Source organism: Kitasatospora sp. NPDC127116, assembly GCF_042677365.1.
GTDB lineage: Bacteria > Actinomycetota > Actinomycetes > Streptomycetales > Streptomycetaceae > Kitasatospora > Kitasatospora lactacystinica.
This window is the reverse complement of record NZ_JBHXTL010000065.1, coordinates 38,208-54,471: the sequence shown is the minus strand read 5'-3', so window position 1 is coordinate 54,471 and position 16,264 is coordinate 38,208. Positions and strand designations below refer to the sequence as shown.

At 71.9% G+C, this 16,264-nt stretch carries 13 protein-coding genes; 6 read left to right on the top strand and 7 right to left on the bottom strand.

Annotated features, from left to right (window positions below; all coding sequences use genetic code 11):
* Positions 1–195 precede the first annotated feature (195 nt).
* From ACFVHV_RS24760 to ACFVHV_RS24740, 5 genes are all read right to left on the bottom strand, one after another.
* Positions 196–1,485, bottom strand: coding sequence for an acyltransferase (locus ACFVHV_RS24760; RefSeq protein ID WP_359913058.1), 1,290 nt, complete (start codon positions 1,483–1,485; stop codon positions 196–198).
* 26 nt (positions 1,486–1,511) lie between these two features.
* A complete protein-coding gene (locus ACFVHV_RS24755) occupies positions 1,512–2,636 on the bottom strand; it encodes an alpha/beta hydrolase (RefSeq protein WP_380353478.1) in 1,125 nt (374 codons plus the stop codon).
* Between the two features lie 148 nt (positions 2,637–2,784).
* Positions 2,785–3,459, bottom strand: coding sequence for a response regulator transcription factor (locus ACFVHV_RS24750; RefSeq protein ID WP_359913052.1), 675 nt, complete (start codon positions 3,457–3,459; stop codon positions 2,785–2,787).
* Complete coding sequence (locus ACFVHV_RS24745) at positions 3,456–4,769, bottom strand: sensor histidine kinase (protein ID WP_380353476.1); 1,314 nt, start codon at positions 4,767–4,769, stop codon at positions 3,456–3,458. Before ACFVHV_RS24745 ends, ACFVHV_RS24750 begins: the two co-directional genes overlap by 4 nt.
* 116 nt (positions 4,770–4,885) lie before the next feature.
* Positions 4,886–5,572, bottom strand: coding sequence for a TetR family transcriptional regulator (locus ACFVHV_RS24740; RefSeq protein WP_359913046.1), 687 nt, complete (start codon positions 5,570–5,572; stop codon positions 4,886–4,888).
* Positions 5,573–5,789: 217 nt separating this feature from the next.
* Between ACFVHV_RS24740 and ACFVHV_RS24735 the strand changes: the two genes are divergently transcribed.
* Entirely contained in the window at positions 5,790–7,388 is a 1,599-nt protein-coding gene (locus ACFVHV_RS24735) for an MFS transporter (protein ID WP_359913043.1), read from the top strand.
* 146 nt (positions 7,389–7,534) lie between these two features.
* Here the strand turns inward: ACFVHV_RS24735 and aceE are convergent, their stop codons facing one another.
* Positions 7,535–10,285 carry a pyruvate dehydrogenase (acetyl-transferring), homodimeric type gene (gene aceE / locus ACFVHV_RS24730; RefSeq protein ID WP_359913040.1) on the bottom strand — a complete coding sequence of 917 codons (2,751 nt, stop codon included), beginning with the start codon at positions 10,283–10,285 and terminating at the stop codon, positions 7,535–7,537.
* Between the two features lie 516 nt (positions 10,286–10,801).
* Between aceE and ACFVHV_RS24725 the strand changes: the two genes are divergently transcribed.
* The 5 genes from ACFVHV_RS24725 to ACFVHV_RS24705 all read left to right on the top strand — a co-directional run bounded on the left by ACFVHV_RS24725 (position 10,802) and on the right by ACFVHV_RS24705 (position 14,686).
* On the top strand, positions 10,802–11,239 hold the full coding sequence (locus ACFVHV_RS24725; protein ID WP_359913037.1) for a DUF3052 domain-containing protein: 438 nt from the start codon (positions 10,802–10,804) through the stop codon (positions 11,237–11,239).
* Positions 11,240–11,372: 133 nt separating this feature from the next.
* Complete coding sequence (locus ACFVHV_RS24720; RefSeq protein WP_359915651.1) at positions 11,373–11,831, top strand: peroxiredoxin; 459 nt, start codon at positions 11,373–11,375, stop codon at positions 11,829–11,831.
* Positions 11,832–12,062: 231 nt separating this feature from the next.
* Positions 12,063–12,638 (top strand): TerD family protein, encoded by a 576-nt coding sequence (locus ACFVHV_RS24715; protein WP_359915653.1) that lies wholly within the window; start codon positions 12,063–12,065, stop codon positions 12,636–12,638.
* 227 nt (positions 12,639–12,865) lie between these two features.
* A complete protein-coding gene (locus ACFVHV_RS24710) occupies positions 12,866–13,444 on the top strand; it encodes a TerD family protein (RefSeq protein WP_359914478.1) in 579 nt (192 codons plus the stop codon).
* Positions 13,445–13,591: 147 nt separating this feature from the next.
* On the top strand, positions 13,592–14,686 hold the full coding sequence (locus tag ACFVHV_RS24705) for a DUF475 domain-containing protein (RefSeq protein WP_359914475.1): 1,095 nt from the start codon (positions 13,592–13,594) through the stop codon (positions 14,684–14,686).
* An 89-nt stretch (positions 14,687–14,775) separates the two neighbouring features.
* On the opposite strand, the gene ACFVHV_RS24700 is transcribed toward ACFVHV_RS24705, so the two are convergent.
* On the bottom strand, positions 14,776–15,936 hold the full coding sequence (locus ACFVHV_RS24700; protein WP_359914472.1) for a DUF2637 domain-containing protein: 1,161 nt from the start codon (positions 15,934–15,936) through the stop codon (positions 14,776–14,778).
* Positions 15,937–16,264 lie beyond the last annotated feature (328 nt).

Here is a 16,264-nt window from a genome sequence, read left to right as displayed (position 1 = left end):
TCTCTTTGTCCCTGGTCGGCTCCGGGGCGGGTTCCGGCTGGGCCTGCGCCATGTTGCGGAACTCGTCGACGGTCACATTGGCGGCTGGGTTGGGCAGGACACCGACTGCGTGCCGCTGGGGCGCGGGCCGATCGGCCCGCGCCCCTGCGGCACGCCGTGCTCCGCCGCCCGGAGCGGCCCGCACCCGGTGGGCCGTCACACCACGCCCAGCGCGTACGCCGCGAAGAGCGCCGCCGCGGCGCCGGCCACCGCCTTGCCGCCCCGCGAGAAGGCCGTCCACGGGCCGTCGAACCGGCGGGTGAACCAGCCGAGCGCCACCAGCACGGCGGCGAACAGCGGCAGCAGCGCCAGCCTGGCGGCCACCCAGCCGAGCGAGTCCGGCGCGGTGGTCAGCCCCGGGACGGCACCCAGCCCGGCCGCGCCCGGCACGGCGACCGCGAGCATCGCGCTCTGGTGCCAGCAGAAGATCGTCATCGCCGACAGGTTGACCACCACGACCGGCAGCCAGAGCAGCGGACGGCGGGTCAGCAGCCGGCCCAGCCGCTCCCGCAGCAGCACCGCGGCGCCGCACTGGAACGCCGCCAGGGCGAGCACCAGCAGGGACGGCGGGTGCGAGTTGGTGCGCGCGGCCCCGGGCACGCCGACCATGCTGGCCGGGTAGTGGAAGACCAGCAGCAGCGCGGCGAACAGCGCCCCGCCGCCGAGCAGCAGCAGCCGGGCCGCCGGGCGGCCGAGCCGGCCCTGCGCCCAGAGCACGCCCAGCTGGTAGCCGAACAGCCAGCCCGGCAGGATGTTCAGCAGCGCGACCCAGGACGGCACCGCCCCGGCCCACGGCCCGTACCGCAGCAGGTCGACGGCGGCGACCGAGGCCACCAGCAGGCCCGCGGACCAGCCGCCCAGCCGGCGCCCGGCGGCCACGCAGAGCGGGGTGAGCGCGGTCAGCCCCAGGTAGACCCCGATGTACCAGAGCGGCTGCACCACCAGGGTGGCACCGGTGCGCAGGGTGTCCGCGGGGACGCCGAGCGCGGGCAGCAGCGGGACCAGCGCCGCCCAGACGGCCGTCACCCCGAGCACCGGGCGCAGCAGCCGGACGGTACGGGCCCGCAGCCAGCCGCCGTACGTCACGCCCCTGGCCCGGGCCCGCTCCAGCGAGCGGACCGAGGAGTGGCCGCCGACCAGGAAGAACACCCCGAGCATCTGGAGCACCCAGCTGAGCGGGGCGAAGAAGCCGAGGGTGGAGAGCGGGCTGGTGTTGTGCAGGGCGCCGTCGGGGGAGCGGGTGAGGCCGCCGAGCATCCAGTGGCCGACCGGTACGGCGAGCAGGGCGAGGGCGCGCAGCCCGTCCAGGGCGCGGTCGCGGTGGGCCGGGGTCTTCGCGTCGACCCGCGCGGCGGCGCGGCGCAGCGCGGTGAGCGGCCGGGGGGTGCGGGGCCGGGGCGTGCGGGGCTCCGCGGTGCGGGGCCGGGGGGCGAGGGTGCTGGCCATGGTGGTGCTCCTTCCGGTGCGGGCGGTCAGGCGCGGCCGAGCGCGACGGCGGCGTAGGCGGCGAGGGAGGCGGTGCCGGGGGCGAAGTAGCCGTCGTGGCCGTGGGATCCGGTGGCGGGCAGCGGGCGGGCGCCGAAGCCGGGGGCGGTCGGGTCGGCGCCGTGGCCGAGGCCGAACAGCCGGACGTTGGGCACGTCGCCGATCCAGTCGGAGTCGTTGCGGGCGGTGGCCCAGAGCGGGACGCCCGGGTCGAGGTCGGCGGCCGAGCCGATGCCCATGCCGGGCGAGCCGAGCACCACCACGCCGGAGGCCTGCGCGGGGGTGGGGCGGGCCAGGCCGCAGACGACCGAGCCGTAGCTGTGGCAGAACACGGTGGGCGGGGCCTGCGGGCGGGTGGTGACGGCGAGTCCGTCGAGCAGCCGGGTGAGGCGGGGGGCGCCGGCCCGGGCCAGGTCCTCGGTGGCGGCGTCCGGGCCGAGGCCGAGCGGGGTGGTGTAGCCGGCCCAGGCGATCACGGCGGTCCGCCCGTCGGTGGCGTCCAGCAGCGCGCGGGCCATGCCGGCGGGGGTGCCGTACGGGCCGGACGCGCGGTCGAAGCGGAGCAGGTCGATGTCCGAGCCGGGGACGATCACGGCGGTGCGGCGGGCGGTGGCGAGGTCGCCGTACACCTCGGCGACCTGGCCGCGGCCGCGCGGGTCGAAGGCGAGGATCCGCCGGCCGCCGTCCAGCAGGGCGCGGTAGCGCTCGGCGCGGGTGCTGGCGGCCTCGTGGTCCTGCGGGGTGAGGGCGGGGTCGGTGGCCCGGGCGAGTTCGCGGGTGCGCTCGGCGGTCAGGGCCAGGGCGTTGGCCCGGTAGCGGAGGGCGACCGGGGCGCCGTCCAGGTTGCCGACCACCAGCGGGTGCCGGACGGCCAGGGCGTCCTGCGCGGCCGGGGCGAGTCCGGCGAAGAACGCGGCGACGCCGGCCGGGGTGGTGGTGGCCGGGTCGGGCAGCCGCCGGCCGAGCGAGGAGTCGGCCGTCCAGGCGGCGCTGCCGGGCGGCGGGCCGGTGACCGCGGTCTGGGTGTCGGCGGCCCAGCCGCCCGCGCCGAGTACGACCGCCAGCGCCACCGCGGTGGCGGCGATCGCCCGTCCGGCCCGAAACCTGCGCATGTCCTTGCCCTCCCTCGTCCGTTCGGCCGCCGAATCCGTTCGGCGTCCGATGGGGAGGAAGGTAGGAACGCGACGGCCCCGCGGACGTCACACCGCGGGGCCAACTCCCGGGTGCTACCCGGGTATCAGAGGGGGCGAACGGCTGCTCCTACTGACCTGGGGTCACCAGGCCGGACTCGTAGGCCAGGACGACCGCCTGGGCGCGGTCGCGCAGGCCGAGCTTGGCGAGGATGCGCCCGATGTGGGTCTTGACGGTCTGCTCGGCGAGCACCAGCTTGGCGGCTATCTCCTGGTTGGACAGGCCGCGGGCGATCAGCTCCAGCACTTCGGTCTCGCGCGGGGTCAGGCCGTTGAGCCGTACCTTGGGGTCGTGGCGCTTGGCCGGGCGGGTGCGGGCGAAGTCCTCGATCAGCCGGCGGGTCACCGAGGGGGCGAGGAGCGCCTCGCCGGCCGCGACCACCCGGACCGCGGCGATCAGGTCGGCCGGCGGGGCGTCCTTGAGCAGGAAGCCGCTGGCCCCGGCGCGCAGCGCCTCGTACACGTAGTCGTCCACGTCGAAGGTGGTCAGCATCAGCACCTTGGGCCGGTGGGCGCCCGGCACGGCCGGGTCGAGCAGCCGCCGGGCCGCCTCCAGGCCGTCCATGACGGGCATCCGGACGTCCATCAGCACCAGGTCCGGGTGGGTGCGGCCGTTGACCTCCAGGGCCTGGGCGCCGTCCGCCGCGTCCCCCACCACGTCGATGTCGCTCTGGGCGTTGAGCAGGGCCGCGAAGCCCGCGCGCACCATGGCCTGGTCGTCGACGATGATCACGCGGATGGTCATGCGGTGGTCTCCCGGGGGGTGTCTGGAGGGTCGAGGGGCAGGACGGCGGCCACCTTGAAGCCGCCGTCCGGCAGCGGGCCGGTGTCCAGCCTGCCATCGACCAGCCGGACGCGTTCACGCATTCCGACCAGCCCCTGCCCGGTGCCCTCGACCGAGGCCTCCAGCGACTCGGTGCGCTCCGGCGGGGGCGCGTTGACCACCGTCACCAGCAGTGCCGGGCCGTCCGCGGTCAGCGACACCCAGGTCCGCGCGCCGGGGGCGTGCCGCACCACGTTGGCCAGCGCCTCCTGCACGATCCGGTACGTGGACAGGCCGACGGCCTGCGGCACCAGGTCCACCAGGTCCGGCTCCACCGTCAGCTCGGCCGGCACCCCGGCCCGGCCCACCGTCTCGACCAGCTGGGCGAGTTGGCCGACCCCGGGCTGCGGTGCCTTCTCCCCGCCGGACTCCTCGCTGCGCAGCACGCCGAGCAGCCGGCGCATCTCGGCCAGTGACTCGCGGGCGGTGCCGGCTATCGCGGTGAACTCCTCGGCGGCCTCGTCCGGCACCCCGGTGATCCGGTACGGCGCGCTGGCCGCCTGCACCGCGATGACCGACATGTGGTGCGCCACCACGTCGTGCAACTCCCTTGCGATCCGGGCGCGTTCCTCCAGCAGGGTGCGGCGTTCGCGTTCGGCCTCGCTGATGTGCTCCTGCTCGGTGAGCAGCCGGCGGGCCACGGCGCGGTCCCGGACGGCCCAGCCGAGCAGCAGCGCGGCGCCGCTGAGTGCGATCAGCAGCACGGTGGTGCCGTCGCCGGAGCGGGGCAGGCCGAGGGTGGTGGTGAGCGCGGTGAGCAGCACGGTGGCCACCCAGACCGAGACCACGGTGGCCCGGCTCTCCCGCAGCGCGAGGGCGAGCAGCAGGAAGACGTAGGCGATGATCATCGGGGCCGTCCACGGCCAACTGCCCATCAGCTGGTCGTGGCGGGCGGTGATGCTGGCGGTGGCGACCATGGCGGCGGCGCTGATCCACCAGGCGGTCAGCGGCCGGGTGACGGCGAGGAACAGCGGCGTGGTCTGGGCGATGGTGAGCGCGGCGGCCACCGGCAGCACCAGGTCGTAGAAACCGACCAGGTTGGCGATGCCGGTGGGGATCAGCGAGCCCTGCAGGGCGATCACGACGATGTACGGCAGTCGGCGCACCCAGCGCCGCCGGGAGTCGCCGAGCAGCGGGGTCGCGTCCTCGCTCGGGGTGGTCAGGTGGTGCCGCAGGGAGCGCAGTTGGCGCAGTGCGAACGCGCGGGCGTCGGCTTCGGTGGGCGTTTTCATCGTGGGCCAGCCTAGGAGGGCGGGCCGTGCGGGTCGTCGCACTGGAGCGCGAACTTCCGCGGGGCTACCGGGGTACCGGGTGATACCCCGGTATGACCCGGGTGCGGCGCCGGGTGCTACGCGGGGCTGCGCCAGTGGCCGGCCAGGGCCGGGCCGAGCTGGTCGAAGTAGCGCTCGATCACCGCGACCATGCCCTCGGGGCCGGCCGGTGCGTGCTCGGCGCTCCAGGACAGGTGGGCCGAGCGCAGCAGGCTGCCGAAGACGGCGGCGAGCACGGCGGGGCGCAGGTCCTCGGCCGGGTCCAGGCCCTCGCGTTCGGCGAGCACCTGGACCACCAGGCGCTCCTGTTCGGTGACCCGGCGCAGTTGGGCGGCGAGCAGCGGGGGCGTCTCCTCGATCATCCGCATGAGCTCCAGGGCGCTGTGGATCGAACCGGGGCCGGCGGACTCCTCGCTGCCGAGGTCGCGCCAGGCCTTGACGATCGCGGCGCGCAGGGCCTGGAGCGGGGTCTCCTCGGCCGGGCGGTGGCGCAGGCACTCGATGAAGTAGTCCTCGGCCACGGCCATCACGGCGAGCGCGACCTCGTCCTTGTTGGCGAAGTAGCGGAAGAAGGTGCGCTGGGAGACGTCGACGGCGGAGGCGATCTCGTCGACGGTCGTGTGGGCGAAGCCCTGCCTGAGGAAGAGCAGGTGGGCGGCCTGGATCAGGGCGTAGCGGGTCTGCTGCTTCTTGCGCTCGCGCAGGCCCGGCGCGCGTTCGGGGCCCGCCGGGGTGCCGGTGGTGCGGGGGGTGTGAGCGGCCATGGCGGGGGCCTTCCGGAGCGCTGGGTGTGGCGGGTGGGACCACAACTTTAGCGCTCTGACAAATGGCAGTGATGGTCAGAAGTCACTGTTTGCCGAATGTCAGAGGCTGACATAATCTGCCGGGGTGGCGCCCGTCGGGCCGGGGCACCTGTGGGGACGGGTGGGCCGGGGCGCCACGCCCATGTCCCGCACCGAGCCACGCCCCCGGAGGGCCCAGATGAGTCAGTCCGTCGTGAAGAACTCCGAGGCGGACGCGCCGCCGAACCCACCGTCGGGGGGCGGTCTCAAGGGACACCCCTGGCTGACCCTGCTGACCGTCGCGGTCGGCGTCATGATGGTCGCGCTGGACGGCACGATCGTCGCCATCGCCAACCCGGTGATCCAGGAGAAGCTGCACGCGGCGCCCTCCGAGATCCAGTGGGTCACCAGCGGCTACCTGCTGGCCCTGGCGGTCTTCCTGATCACCGCCGGCAAGATCGGTGACCGCTTCGGCCACAAGACCACCTTCCTGGTCGGCGCGGCGGGCTTCGCCGTCACCTCGGCCGCGATCGGCTTCGCCGGCAACATCCAGACCGTGATCGCCTTCCGGGTGCTCCAGGGCCTGTTCGGCGCGCTGCTCCAGCCGGCCGCGCTGGGCCTGCTGCGCGGGGCCTTCCCGGCCGAGAAGCTCAACATGGCGATCGGCATCTGGGGCGGCGTGATCGGCGCCTCCACCGCGGCCGGACCGATCGTCGGCGGCCTGCTGGTCGAGCACGTCAACTGGGAGTCGGTGTTCTTCATCAACATCCCGGTCGGCCTGGTCGCGCTGGCGCTGGGCGTGTGGATCCTCAAGGACGTCCGGGCCGAGAACGCCGCCAAGTCCTTCGACCTGCCCGGCATCGCGCTGCTCTCGGTGGGGATGTTCGCGCTGGTCTTCGGCATCATCAAGGCCCCCGAGTGGGGCTGGGGCGACGGTCGGACGCTGCTGTTCCTGATCGGCGCGGTGGTCCTGATGGTGCTGTTCGCGCTCTGGCAGGGCAAGGCCCGCGAGCCGCTGATCCCGCTCGGCCTGTTCCGCTCGGTGCCGCTGTCGGCGGGCGTCCTGCTGATGGTGCTGATGGCCTTCGCGTTCTTCGGCGCGATCTTCTTCGTGACCTTCTACCTCCAGAACGTCCACGGGATGAAGCCGGTCGAGGCCGGCGTCCACCTGCTGCCGATGACCGGCATGATGATCATCGGCTCGCCGCTGGCCGGCCTGGCGATCGGCAAGCTGGGCCCGCGCATCCCGATCGTGGCCGGCATGCTGATCACCACCACCGCGATGTTCGGCATGTCCACCCTGGACACCGGCTCCGGCAACGGCGTGATGTCGCTCTGGTTCGTCCTGATGGGCCTGGGCATCAGCCCGGTCATGGTCGGCGCCACCGAGGTGATCGTCGGCAACGCCCCGCTGGAGCTGTCCGGCGTGGCCGGCGGCCTCCAGCAGGCCGCGATGCAGGTCGGCGGCAGCCTCGGCACCGCGGTGCTGGGCGCGCTGATGGCCGCCAAGGTCGGCGACGTCCTGCCGGGCAACTGGGCCAAGGCCGGTCTGCCGCCGGTGGAGGGCGAGGCGGGCGAGGGCCTCAAGCAGGCCGCCCAGCTGGGCATCGCCCCGCCGGCCCCGGCCGGCACCCCGCAGCAGGCGGTGGACGCGATGGCCGGCGCCGTCCACGAGTCCTTCGTGAGCGGCATGTCGCTGGCCTTCGCGGTGGCCGCCGTGGTGGCCTTCGGCGCCGCCGTGCTCGGCCTGCTCACCCGCCGCGGCGCCACCGACGCGGGCCCGGCCGTGCACATCTGACCGGCCCCGCCGCGCCACGGCCCCGGACTCGTCGGAGTCCGGGGCCGTCGTGCTGCTCCGGGGACCGGACGGAAGGCCGCGCCGCGGCGAACGCCGAAGGGCCGGACCCCCGACGGGAGTCCGGCCCCTCAGTGCCTACGGGCTGATCAGGCCTCGCCGCCGGCGGCACCCGGGTCGGCCGCGGCCACGTCCAGCAGCTGGTAGCGGTCGATCGCGTCCTTCAGCGCCGAGCGGTCGATCTTGCCCTGCTTGGCGAGCTCGGTGAGCACCCCCAGGACGACCGACTGCGCGTCGATGTGGAAGAAGCGACGGGCCGCGCCACGGGTGTCGGCGAAGCCGAAGCCGTCGGCGCCCAGCGACTGGTACTGACCCGGCACCCAGCGGGCGATCTGGTCCGGCACCGCGCGCATCCAGTCGGACACCGCGACGACCGGGCCCTCGGCACCCTGGAGCTTCTGGGTGACGTACGGCACGCGCTGCTGCTCCTCGGGGTGCAGCAGGTTGAACTCCTCGGCCTCCACCGCGTCGCGGCGCAGCTCGTTCCAGGAGGTCGCGGACCAGACGTCGGCCTTGACGTTCCACTCCTCGGCGAGGATGCGCTGGGCCTCCAGGGCCCACGGCACGGCCACGCCGGAGGCGAGGATCTGGGCCGGGATCTGGCCGGCGGTGCCCGGCGCGTACTTGTGCAGACCCTTGAGGATGCCCTCGACGTCCACGTTCTCGGGCTCGGCCGGCATCTTGATCGGCTCGTTGTAGACGGTCATGTAGTAGAACACGTCCTCGCCGTGCGGGTGCTCGGCGCTGGAGCCGTACATCCGCCGCAGACCGTCCTGGACGATGTGCGCGATCTCGAAGCCGTACGCCGGGTCGTACGCGACGACACCCGGGTTGGTCGAGGCCAGCAGGTGCGAGTGGCCGTCGGCGTGCTGCAGGCCCTCACCGGTCAGCGTGGTGCGGCCGGCGGTGGCGCCGATCACGAAGCCGCGGGCCAGCTGGTCGGCCATCTGCCAGAACTGGTCGCCGGTGCGCTGGAACCCGAACATCGAGTAGAAGACGTACACCGGGATCAGCGGCTCGCCGTGGGTGGCGTAGGAGGAGCCGGCGGCGATCAGCGAGGCGGTGCAGCCCGCCTCGGAGATGCCGTCGTGCAGCATCTGGCCGGTCGGCGACTCCTTGTAGGCGAGGAGGAGGTCCCGGTCGACCGACTCGTAGGTCTGGCCGAGCGGGTTGTAGATCTTCGCCGACGGGAAGAGCGAGTCCATGCCGAAGGTGCGGTACTCGTCCGGCGCGATCGGCACGAAGCGGTTGCCGATGCCCTTGTCCCGCATGAGGTCCTTGAGCACCCGGACGAACGCCATGGTGGTGGCGATGGTCTGGTTGCCGGAACCCTTCTTGACCGCCTTGTACGCGTCGTCGCCGGGCAGCTCCAGCTTCCGCGGGCGGACCTTGCGGGTCGGCACGTAGCCGCCCAGCTCCTCCCGGCGGTCGTGCATGTACTGGATCTCCTCCGAGTCGCGACCCGGGTGGTAGTAGGGCGGGTAGCCCTCCTCCAGCTGCTTGTCGGTGATCGGCAGGTGCAGCCGGTCGCGGAAGCGCTTCAGGTCCTCGACCGTCAGCTTCTTCATCTGGTGGGTGGCGTTGCGGCCCTCGAAGTTGGGGCCCAGCGTCCAGCCCTTGACCGTCTGGGCGAGGATGACCGTCGGCTGGCCCTTGTGCTCGCGGGCCGCCTTGAACGCCGCGTAGATCTTCTTGTGGTCGTGGCCGCCGCGACCCAGGTGCTGGATCTGCTGGTCGGTCATGTTCTCGACCATGGCGCGCAGGCGCAGGTCGCCGCCGAAGAAGTGCTCGCGGATGTACTGGCCGGTCTCGGTGGCGTAGGTCTGGAACTGGCCGTCCACCGTGGTGTTCAGCTTGTTGACCAGGACGCCGTCGCGGTCCTGCGCGAGCAGCGGGTCCCAGCTGCGGTCCCAGACCAGCTTGATCACGTTCCAGCCGGCGCCCCGGAACTGGGACTCCAGCTCCTGGATGATCTTGCCGTTGCCGCGGACCGGGCCGTCCAGGCGCTGCAGGTTGCAGTTGACCACGAAGGTCAGGTTGTCCAGGCCCTCGCGGGCGGCCAGCGACAGCTGGCCGAGCGACTCGGGCTCGTCCATCTCGCCGTCGCCGAGGAAGGCGTAGACCTGCGAGTCGGAGGTGTCCTTGATCCCGCGGTGCTCCAGGTAGCGGTTCATCCGGGCCTGGTAGATCGCGCCGAGCGGGCCGAGGCCCATCGAGACGGTCGGGAACTCCCAGAAGTCCGGCATCAGCCGCGGGTGCGGGTAGCTGGAGAGGCCGTACGGGGCCTTCGACTTCTCCTGGCGGAACGCGTCGAGCTGCTGCTCGGTGAGCCGGTCCAGCAGGAAGGCGCGGGCGTAGATGCCGGGGGAGGCGTGGCCCTGGAAGAAGACCTGGTCCCCGGACTCGCCCTCGCCGTCCTTGCCGCGGAAGAAGTAGTTGAAGCCGACGTCGTACAGAGACGCGGAGGAGGCGAAGGTGGCGATGTGGCCACCGACGCCGATGCCCGGGCGCTGCGCCCGGGAGACCATGACGGCCGCGTTCCACCGGGTCGCGTTGAGGATCTTCCGCTCGATCTCCTCGTTGCCGGGGAAGAACGGTTCGTCCTTGGTCGCGATGGTGTTGACGTAGTCCGTGCTGCGCATCTCGGGCACGGCGACACGCTTCTCGCGGGCGCGCTCGATCAGCCGCAGCATCAGGTAACGGGCACGCTCACGCCCCCGCTCGTCGATGGCCGCATCGAGCGACTCCAGCCATTCCGCGGTCTCCTCGGGATCGAAGTCCGGGACCTGACTCGGAAGGCCGCCAATGATGATCGGGTTGCGATCGGATCCGGAAGCCACGCTGTTCCTTCACTGTCGGTCGAAACTGAGGTGTGTCGCGCCGCCTCCATCGTGCTACCGCGCTCGGAGATCCGTCATCTCTACCGATCGGTAACCGGTCCGCCCGGCGGGCGGCCCGGTCTGGCGGCGTGCGGTGCGGGCGTCTTCGTCCGCTCCGCACACCCCCGGGTGTTACGAAAAGAGGTGGTCCGACCTGGTGTCCCGTCCACCCGATGGCGGGCGGCCGGGGTGAGGGCCAACAGGAGACTCTACGCCCGCGCACGCGCGGACCCGAATGCCGTTCGCATCTCGGGCGTGCGTACGGCCTGTGGGCCGGGACCACCCGAAGCATCCTTGGACCATGCAGAAAAGGGCAAATCGGTGTGATTCCCGCCACCTCGCGCGGCGTGTCCCCCTGCGACACGTCAACCTTTGGAGGGGATCGGGGGTCGGGTACTTGCGCGAACCGCCGCGCCCGTGTGGACTACGGCCACAGCCCCGGCATGGATGCCGGGCCGAATACTGGAGGTTATTCCCGTGAGCGCGACCGCGGACCCCGCGGACAAGTCCAACCCGGCGACCCGTCTCGGCTTCGAAGAGGGCCAGATCATCCAGGAGCTGGGGTACGACGACGACACTGACCAGGAGCTCCGCGAGGGAATCGAGGAGCTCATCGGGACGGATCTCGTCGACGAGGACTACGACGACGTCGCCGACGCCGTTCTGCTGTGGCACCGCGACGACGACGGGGACCTCACCGACGCCCTCGTCGACGCGCTGGAGTACCTCGCTGAAGGCGGCCTGATCTGGCTGATGACGCCCAAGACCGGGCGGGACGGCCACATCGAGGCCTCCGACATCAGCGACGCGGCCAAGACCGCGGGCCTCTCCCAGACCAGCTCGATCAACATCGTCAAGGACTGGGCGGCCACCAGGCTCGCGACCAAGTCCACGGCGAAGGGCGCCAAGCGCTGAGCGGTCTCCGAAGCACGTGCGGCGGGCCGCGGCCACCCGCCTCATCCGTTCGGCGCAACGGCCGTAAACGAATGCGAGGATGTGGCCCGCCGCGCCCGCCGCGCGGCGCGGTCGCGTCAGAAAGGTCCCGCTCATGGCCATCGAGGTCGGCACCCCGGCTCCGGACTTCGAGCTCAACAACCAGCACGGCGAGGCCGTCCGGCTCTCCGACTTCCGCGGCCGGCGGAACGTCGTCCTGGTCTTCTACCCGTTCGCCTTCACCGGTGTGTGCACGGGCGAGCTGGGCGCGATCCAGCGGGAGCTGGCGGGCCTGCAGAACGACACCGTGCAGGTGCTCGGCCTCTCCTGCGACTCGCAGTTCTCCCAGCGGGTCTTCGCCGACCGGGAGGGCCTGGAGTTCCCGCTGCTGGCCGACTTCTGGCCGCACGGCGAGGTCACCCGGGCCTACGGCGTCCTCGACGAGGAGCGGGGCTGCCCGCTGCGCGGCACCTTCGTGATCGACACCACGGGCACGGTGCGCTGGAGCGTCGTCAACGGCCTCCCGGACGCCCGGGACGAGCAGGAGTACCTGAAGGTCCTCGCGGCGCTCTGAGACCCCCGTACGGGCCCCGCACGCGCCTCGGCCGGGTCGTGAGCGCCCCGGGGCACCCGCCGGCCGAGTGCCCCGGGGCCGTGTCCGGCCTGATCAGGGGTGCGGACGGGAACCCCGTACTACGCTCGGGCCGTTGGCGGGGTGGGATGCGGGAGCCGATGGGCCTCCCGCCGCCCCGGACCGCACCACCGGGGGCACCACTGGACGTGCCTCCCGATTCTTGGAGGACTAGTGGGAGTCAGCCTCAGCAAGGGCGGCAACGTCTCGCTCACCAAGGAGGCACCCGGCCTCACCGCCGTGGTCGTCGGCCTGGGCTGGGACGTCCGGACCACCACCGGCGCGGACTTCGACCTGGACGCCAGCGCCCTGCTGTGCAACGCCCAGGGCAAGGTCACCTCGGACGGCAACTTCGTGTTCTTCAACAACCTGAAGAGCCCGGACGGCTCGGTCGAGCACACCGGTGACAACCTGACCGGCGAGGGCGAGGGCGACGACGAGGCGATCAAGGTCAACCTGGCCGGCGTGCCGGTGGACGTCGAGAAGATCGTCTTCCCGGTGTCGATCTACGACGCCGAGACCCGCGGCCAGAACTTCGGCCAGGTGCGCAACGCGTTCATCCGCGTGGTGAACCAGGCCGACAACACGGAGCTGGCCCGCTACGACCTCTCCGAGGACGCCTCCACCGAGACCGCGATGGTCTTCGGCGAGCTGTACCGCAACGGCGTGGAGTGGAAGTTCCGCGCCATCGGCCAGGGCTACGCCTCCGGTCTGCGCGGCATCGCGCAGGACTTCGGCGTCAACGTCTGAGCCCGCGCCGGCGCCCTGCGGCGCGGGCTGCGCGCCGTTCTCCCGGGGCGGCCCCGGACCTCCGAGGTCCGGGGCCGCCCCGGCTTCGTCCGGCCCGGTGCCGAGGCGGTTCCTCGCACTGCGAGGATGTGAGTTCAGGAAGTTCAGCCGACCAGAACCGGTCGGCCGGGGCCGCGGGGGACTACACCTGGATGGCGCCCCGGGAGAAGCAAGGGAGGAAGAACGTCATGGTGGTCACGCTCGCCAAGGGTGGCAACGTCTCGCTCACCAAGGCCGCGCCGAACCTGACGCAGGTCCAGATCGGCCTCGGCTGGTCCGCCCGTTCGACCACGGGCGCCCCGTTCGACCTCGACGCTAGCGCCCTGATCTGCGGTGGCGGGCGAGTGCTCGGTGACGAGTACTTCGTCTTCTACAACAACCTCAAGAGCCCCGAGGGCTCGGTGGAGCACCAGGGCGACAACCTCACCGGCGGCGACGAAACGGGTGACGACGAGGTGGTCCTGGTCAGCCTGGACCTCGTCCCGGCGCAGGCCGACAAGGTGATCTTCGCGGTCTCGATCTACGAGGCCGAGGCGCGGCTCCAGAACTTCGGTCAGGTCCGCAACGCCTACATCCGGGTCGTCAACTCGGTCGACGGCCAGGAGATCGCCCGCTACGACCTGTCCGAGGACGCGTCCAGCGAGACCGCGATGATCTTCGGTGAGCTGTACCGCTACGCGGGCGAGTGGAAGTTCCGCGCAGTGGGTCAGGGGTACGCCTCCGGCCTGCGTGGCATCGCGCTCGACTTCGGCGTGAACGTACAGTAAAGGCGGAAATCGGACTTGTCGTACCCGACCCGATCATGAGAACAGAGGGCAGTGCGGGGGTGACCTGACCGGGCCGGGCCCGGTCAGGACGTCTCGGGGACGAGGCCGCCCCCGGCACGGCCAGAACCCGAAAGGTAGCCAACTCCCGTGTTCCTCCGCACATTCGGCTGGTCGTTCGCGATCACCGTCATCGGCCTGATCGCGGCCGGCCTGCTCTGGGGAGCCCAAGGCTTCGGCATCGTGCTGATGCTCTCCATCCTGGAGATCTCCCTGTCGTTCGACAACGCGGTGGTCAACGCCACGGTGTTGAAGCGGATGAACCCGTACTGGCAGAAGATCTTCCTGACCGTCGGTGTCCTCATCGCGGTCTTCGGCATGCGCCTGGTCTTCCCGCTGCTGGTCGTCGGCCTCACCGCGAAGCTCAGCCCCACGACGGTCATCGACCTCGCGCTGCACTCCGAGAAGACCTACGAGGGCCTCACCTACGGCCAGTACCTGGAAGCGGCCAACCCGGCCATCGCGGCCTTCGGCGGCGTCTTCCTGCTGATGATCTTCCTCGACTTCATCTTCGAGGAGAAGGACTACAACTGGCTGGCCTGGATCGAGCGCCCGCTGGAGAAGGTCGGCAAGCTGGAGGCCTTCTCCACCGTCGTCGCCCTGGTCGCCCTGCTGCTCGCCTCCAACTTCTTCGCCGGGGAGCACGCGGAAACCGTTCTGCTCGCCGGTGTCCTCGGCCTGGTCACCTACCTCGCCGTCAACGGCCTCTCCTCGATCTTCGAGTCGGGGCTGGAGGCCGAGGAGGAGCGCGAGGAGGAGGCGGAGAAGGCCGGCAAGTCGATCGTCCAGGTCGGCGGCAAGGCCGCGTTCTTCCTCTTCCTCTACCTGGAGGTCCTGGACGCCTCGTTCTCCTTCGACGGCGTGGTCGGCGCGTTCGCCATCTCCAGCGACATCTTCCAGATCACCCTGGGCCTCGGCATCGGCGCGATGTACATCCGCTCGCTGACCGTCTTCCTGGTCCGCAAGGGCACCCTGGACGACTACGTCTACCTGGAGCACGGCGCGCACTACGCCATCGGCGCGCTGGCGGCGATCCTGCTGATCGGGATCAAGTACCACATCCCGGAGATCGTCACCGGGCTGATCGGCGTCGCCTTCATCGGGCTGGCGCTCGGCTCGTCGATCCTGCGCAACCGGCGCGAGGGCGCGGACGAGGAACCGGAGCTGGTCGGCACCGGAAAGTAGTCCGCAGGGCAAGCGAAACGGCCGCCTCCGGGATTTCCCGGGGGCGGCCGTTCCTCGTGGTCCGCGACCGTGGCCGCGGGGTGCCGGGGTCAGCCGAGCTGCTGCTCGATCGCGCGCAGCTTGCGCTCCAGCGAGTCCAGCTTCGGCATCGACAGGGTGTCGTCGTCGGCCGTCAGGTCGATGGCCGAGCCGCTGCGGGACGACCCGGTGCCGGAGGAGGACGACGAGTACGAGGACGAGGAGTAGGAGGACGAGTACGAGGAGGACGAGTACGAGGAGCCGACGGCGGCGCGGGGGCGGCGGCCGGCGTCCAGCGCGGCCGGCTCCGGCGAGTCGCCGGACAGGAGCGAGGCCGAGGTCGAGGTGGTGGCGTCGGATCCCGCGGCTAGGGCAGGCTCCGTAGCGCTCGGGCCGTCTCCGGCAGCCGTGAGGGCGGGAACCTGGCGGCCGCCGCGGGTCCGGGCGAGCATGCCGCCCTGCCGGGAGATGGCCTTCAGCTCGGCCCGCTCGCGGCGGTCGGCCGTACGGGCGCGGGCCTTGGCGTCCAGCTTCGCCTGGCGCTCCTCGCGCACCTCGTCGACCGCCTCGTCCAGGCTGCGGACGTTCTCCAGCAGCATCAGCGACCAGGCCGCGTAGGTCTCGCGCGGGGCGCGCAGCCAGCGGACGATGCGGATCTGCGGCAGCGGGCGCGGCACCAGGCCCTGCTCCCGCAGCGCGGCCTTGCGGGTCTGCTTCAGCGCCCGGTCGAACAGGATCGCCGCCGAGATCGACATGCCGGAGAAGAACTGCGGGGCGCCGTCGTGCGACACGCCGCGCGGGGCGTGCACCCAGTTGAACCAGGCCGAGGCGATCGCGAACACCCAGACCAGCAGGCGCGAACCGAGCGCGGCGTCACCGTGGCTGGCCTCGCGGACGGCGAGCACCGAGCAGAACATCGCGGCGCCGTCCAGACCGAACGGGACGAGGTACTCCCAGCCGCCGGACAGACCCAGGTTCTCCTTGCCGAAGCCGACCAGGCCGTGGAAGGAGAGGGCGGCCGCGACACCGGCGCAGCAGAACAGCAGCGTGTACGAGGAGATGCCGTAGATCATCTCCTTGCGCCGACGGCGCTCCTCGCTGCGCTCCCAGGAGTCGCCGGACTCGTCCTTCTTCGAGCTCTTGAATCGCAGCGTCGCCATCAGGACGGCGACGAACAGCAGGGCTGCGCCGCCGACGACGGTCCAGACCAGCTGTATGGAGGTCAGGTTCATTGCGGGTCGGGCCTCGGGTTTCCGCAGGGGACAGGATCACAGCGCGACACAGGCGGTCAGGGCCCGCCGAGCGGGAGCTGCCTGACGGTTCGTTCGTCGCCGCACGACGGGCCCGCCGCGCCCGCGCAGGGGCGGACGGGACACCTGTGCGGCTAGACGATATCGCGTCCGAAGGGGCGGCATGTTACGGGAGGGCGGCTTCCTCCCGCCAATCGACCCGCCGGTCGGGCCCGGTTGGGTAGAGGAGGGGGCGGACTGGGTATCCGACGGCCGGGCCGATGCCCGATCATTGGTCGGCGGACCGTCAGAACGCCTGGCGGGAGCAGGG

What these genes read in the sequence shown, in the direction of transcription:
- ACFVHV_RS24710 (WP_359914478.1), top strand. Translation starts at nt 12,866, where the DNA reads ATGGTGGTCACGCTCGCCAAGGGTGGCAACGTCTCGCTCACCAAGGCC.
- ACFVHV_RS24700 (WP_359914472.1), bottom strand. Translation starts at nt 15,936, where the DNA reads ATGAACCTGACCTCCATACAGCTGGTCTGGACCGTCGTCGGCGGCGCA.
- ACFVHV_RS24720 (WP_359915651.1), top strand. Translation starts at nt 11,373, where the DNA reads ATGGCCATCGAGGTCGGCACCCCGGCTCCGGACTTCGAGCTCAACAAC.
- ACFVHV_RS24755 (WP_380353478.1), bottom strand. Translation starts at nt 2,636, where the DNA reads ATGCGCAGGTTTCGGGCCGGACGGGCGATCGCCGCCACCGCGGTGGCG.
- ACFVHV_RS24735 (WP_359913043.1), top strand. Translation starts at nt 5,790, where the DNA reads ATGAGTCAGTCCGTCGTGAAGAACTCCGAGGCGGACGCGCCGCCGAAC.
- ACFVHV_RS24740 (WP_359913046.1), bottom strand. Translation starts at nt 5,572, where the DNA reads ATGGCCGCTCACACCCCCCGCACCACCGGCACCCCGGCGGGCCCCGAA.
- ACFVHV_RS24760 (WP_359913058.1), bottom strand. Translation starts at nt 1,485, where the DNA reads ATGGCCAGCACCCTCGCCCCCCGGCCCCGCACCGCGGAGCCCCGCACG.
- ACFVHV_RS24745 (WP_380353476.1), bottom strand. Translation starts at nt 4,769, where the DNA reads ATGAAAACGCCCACCGAAGCCGACGCCCGCGCGTTCGCACTGCGCCAA.
- ACFVHV_RS24750 (WP_359913052.1), bottom strand. Translation starts at nt 3,459, where the DNA reads ATGACCATCCGCGTGATCATCGTCGACGACCAGGCCATGGTGCGCGCG.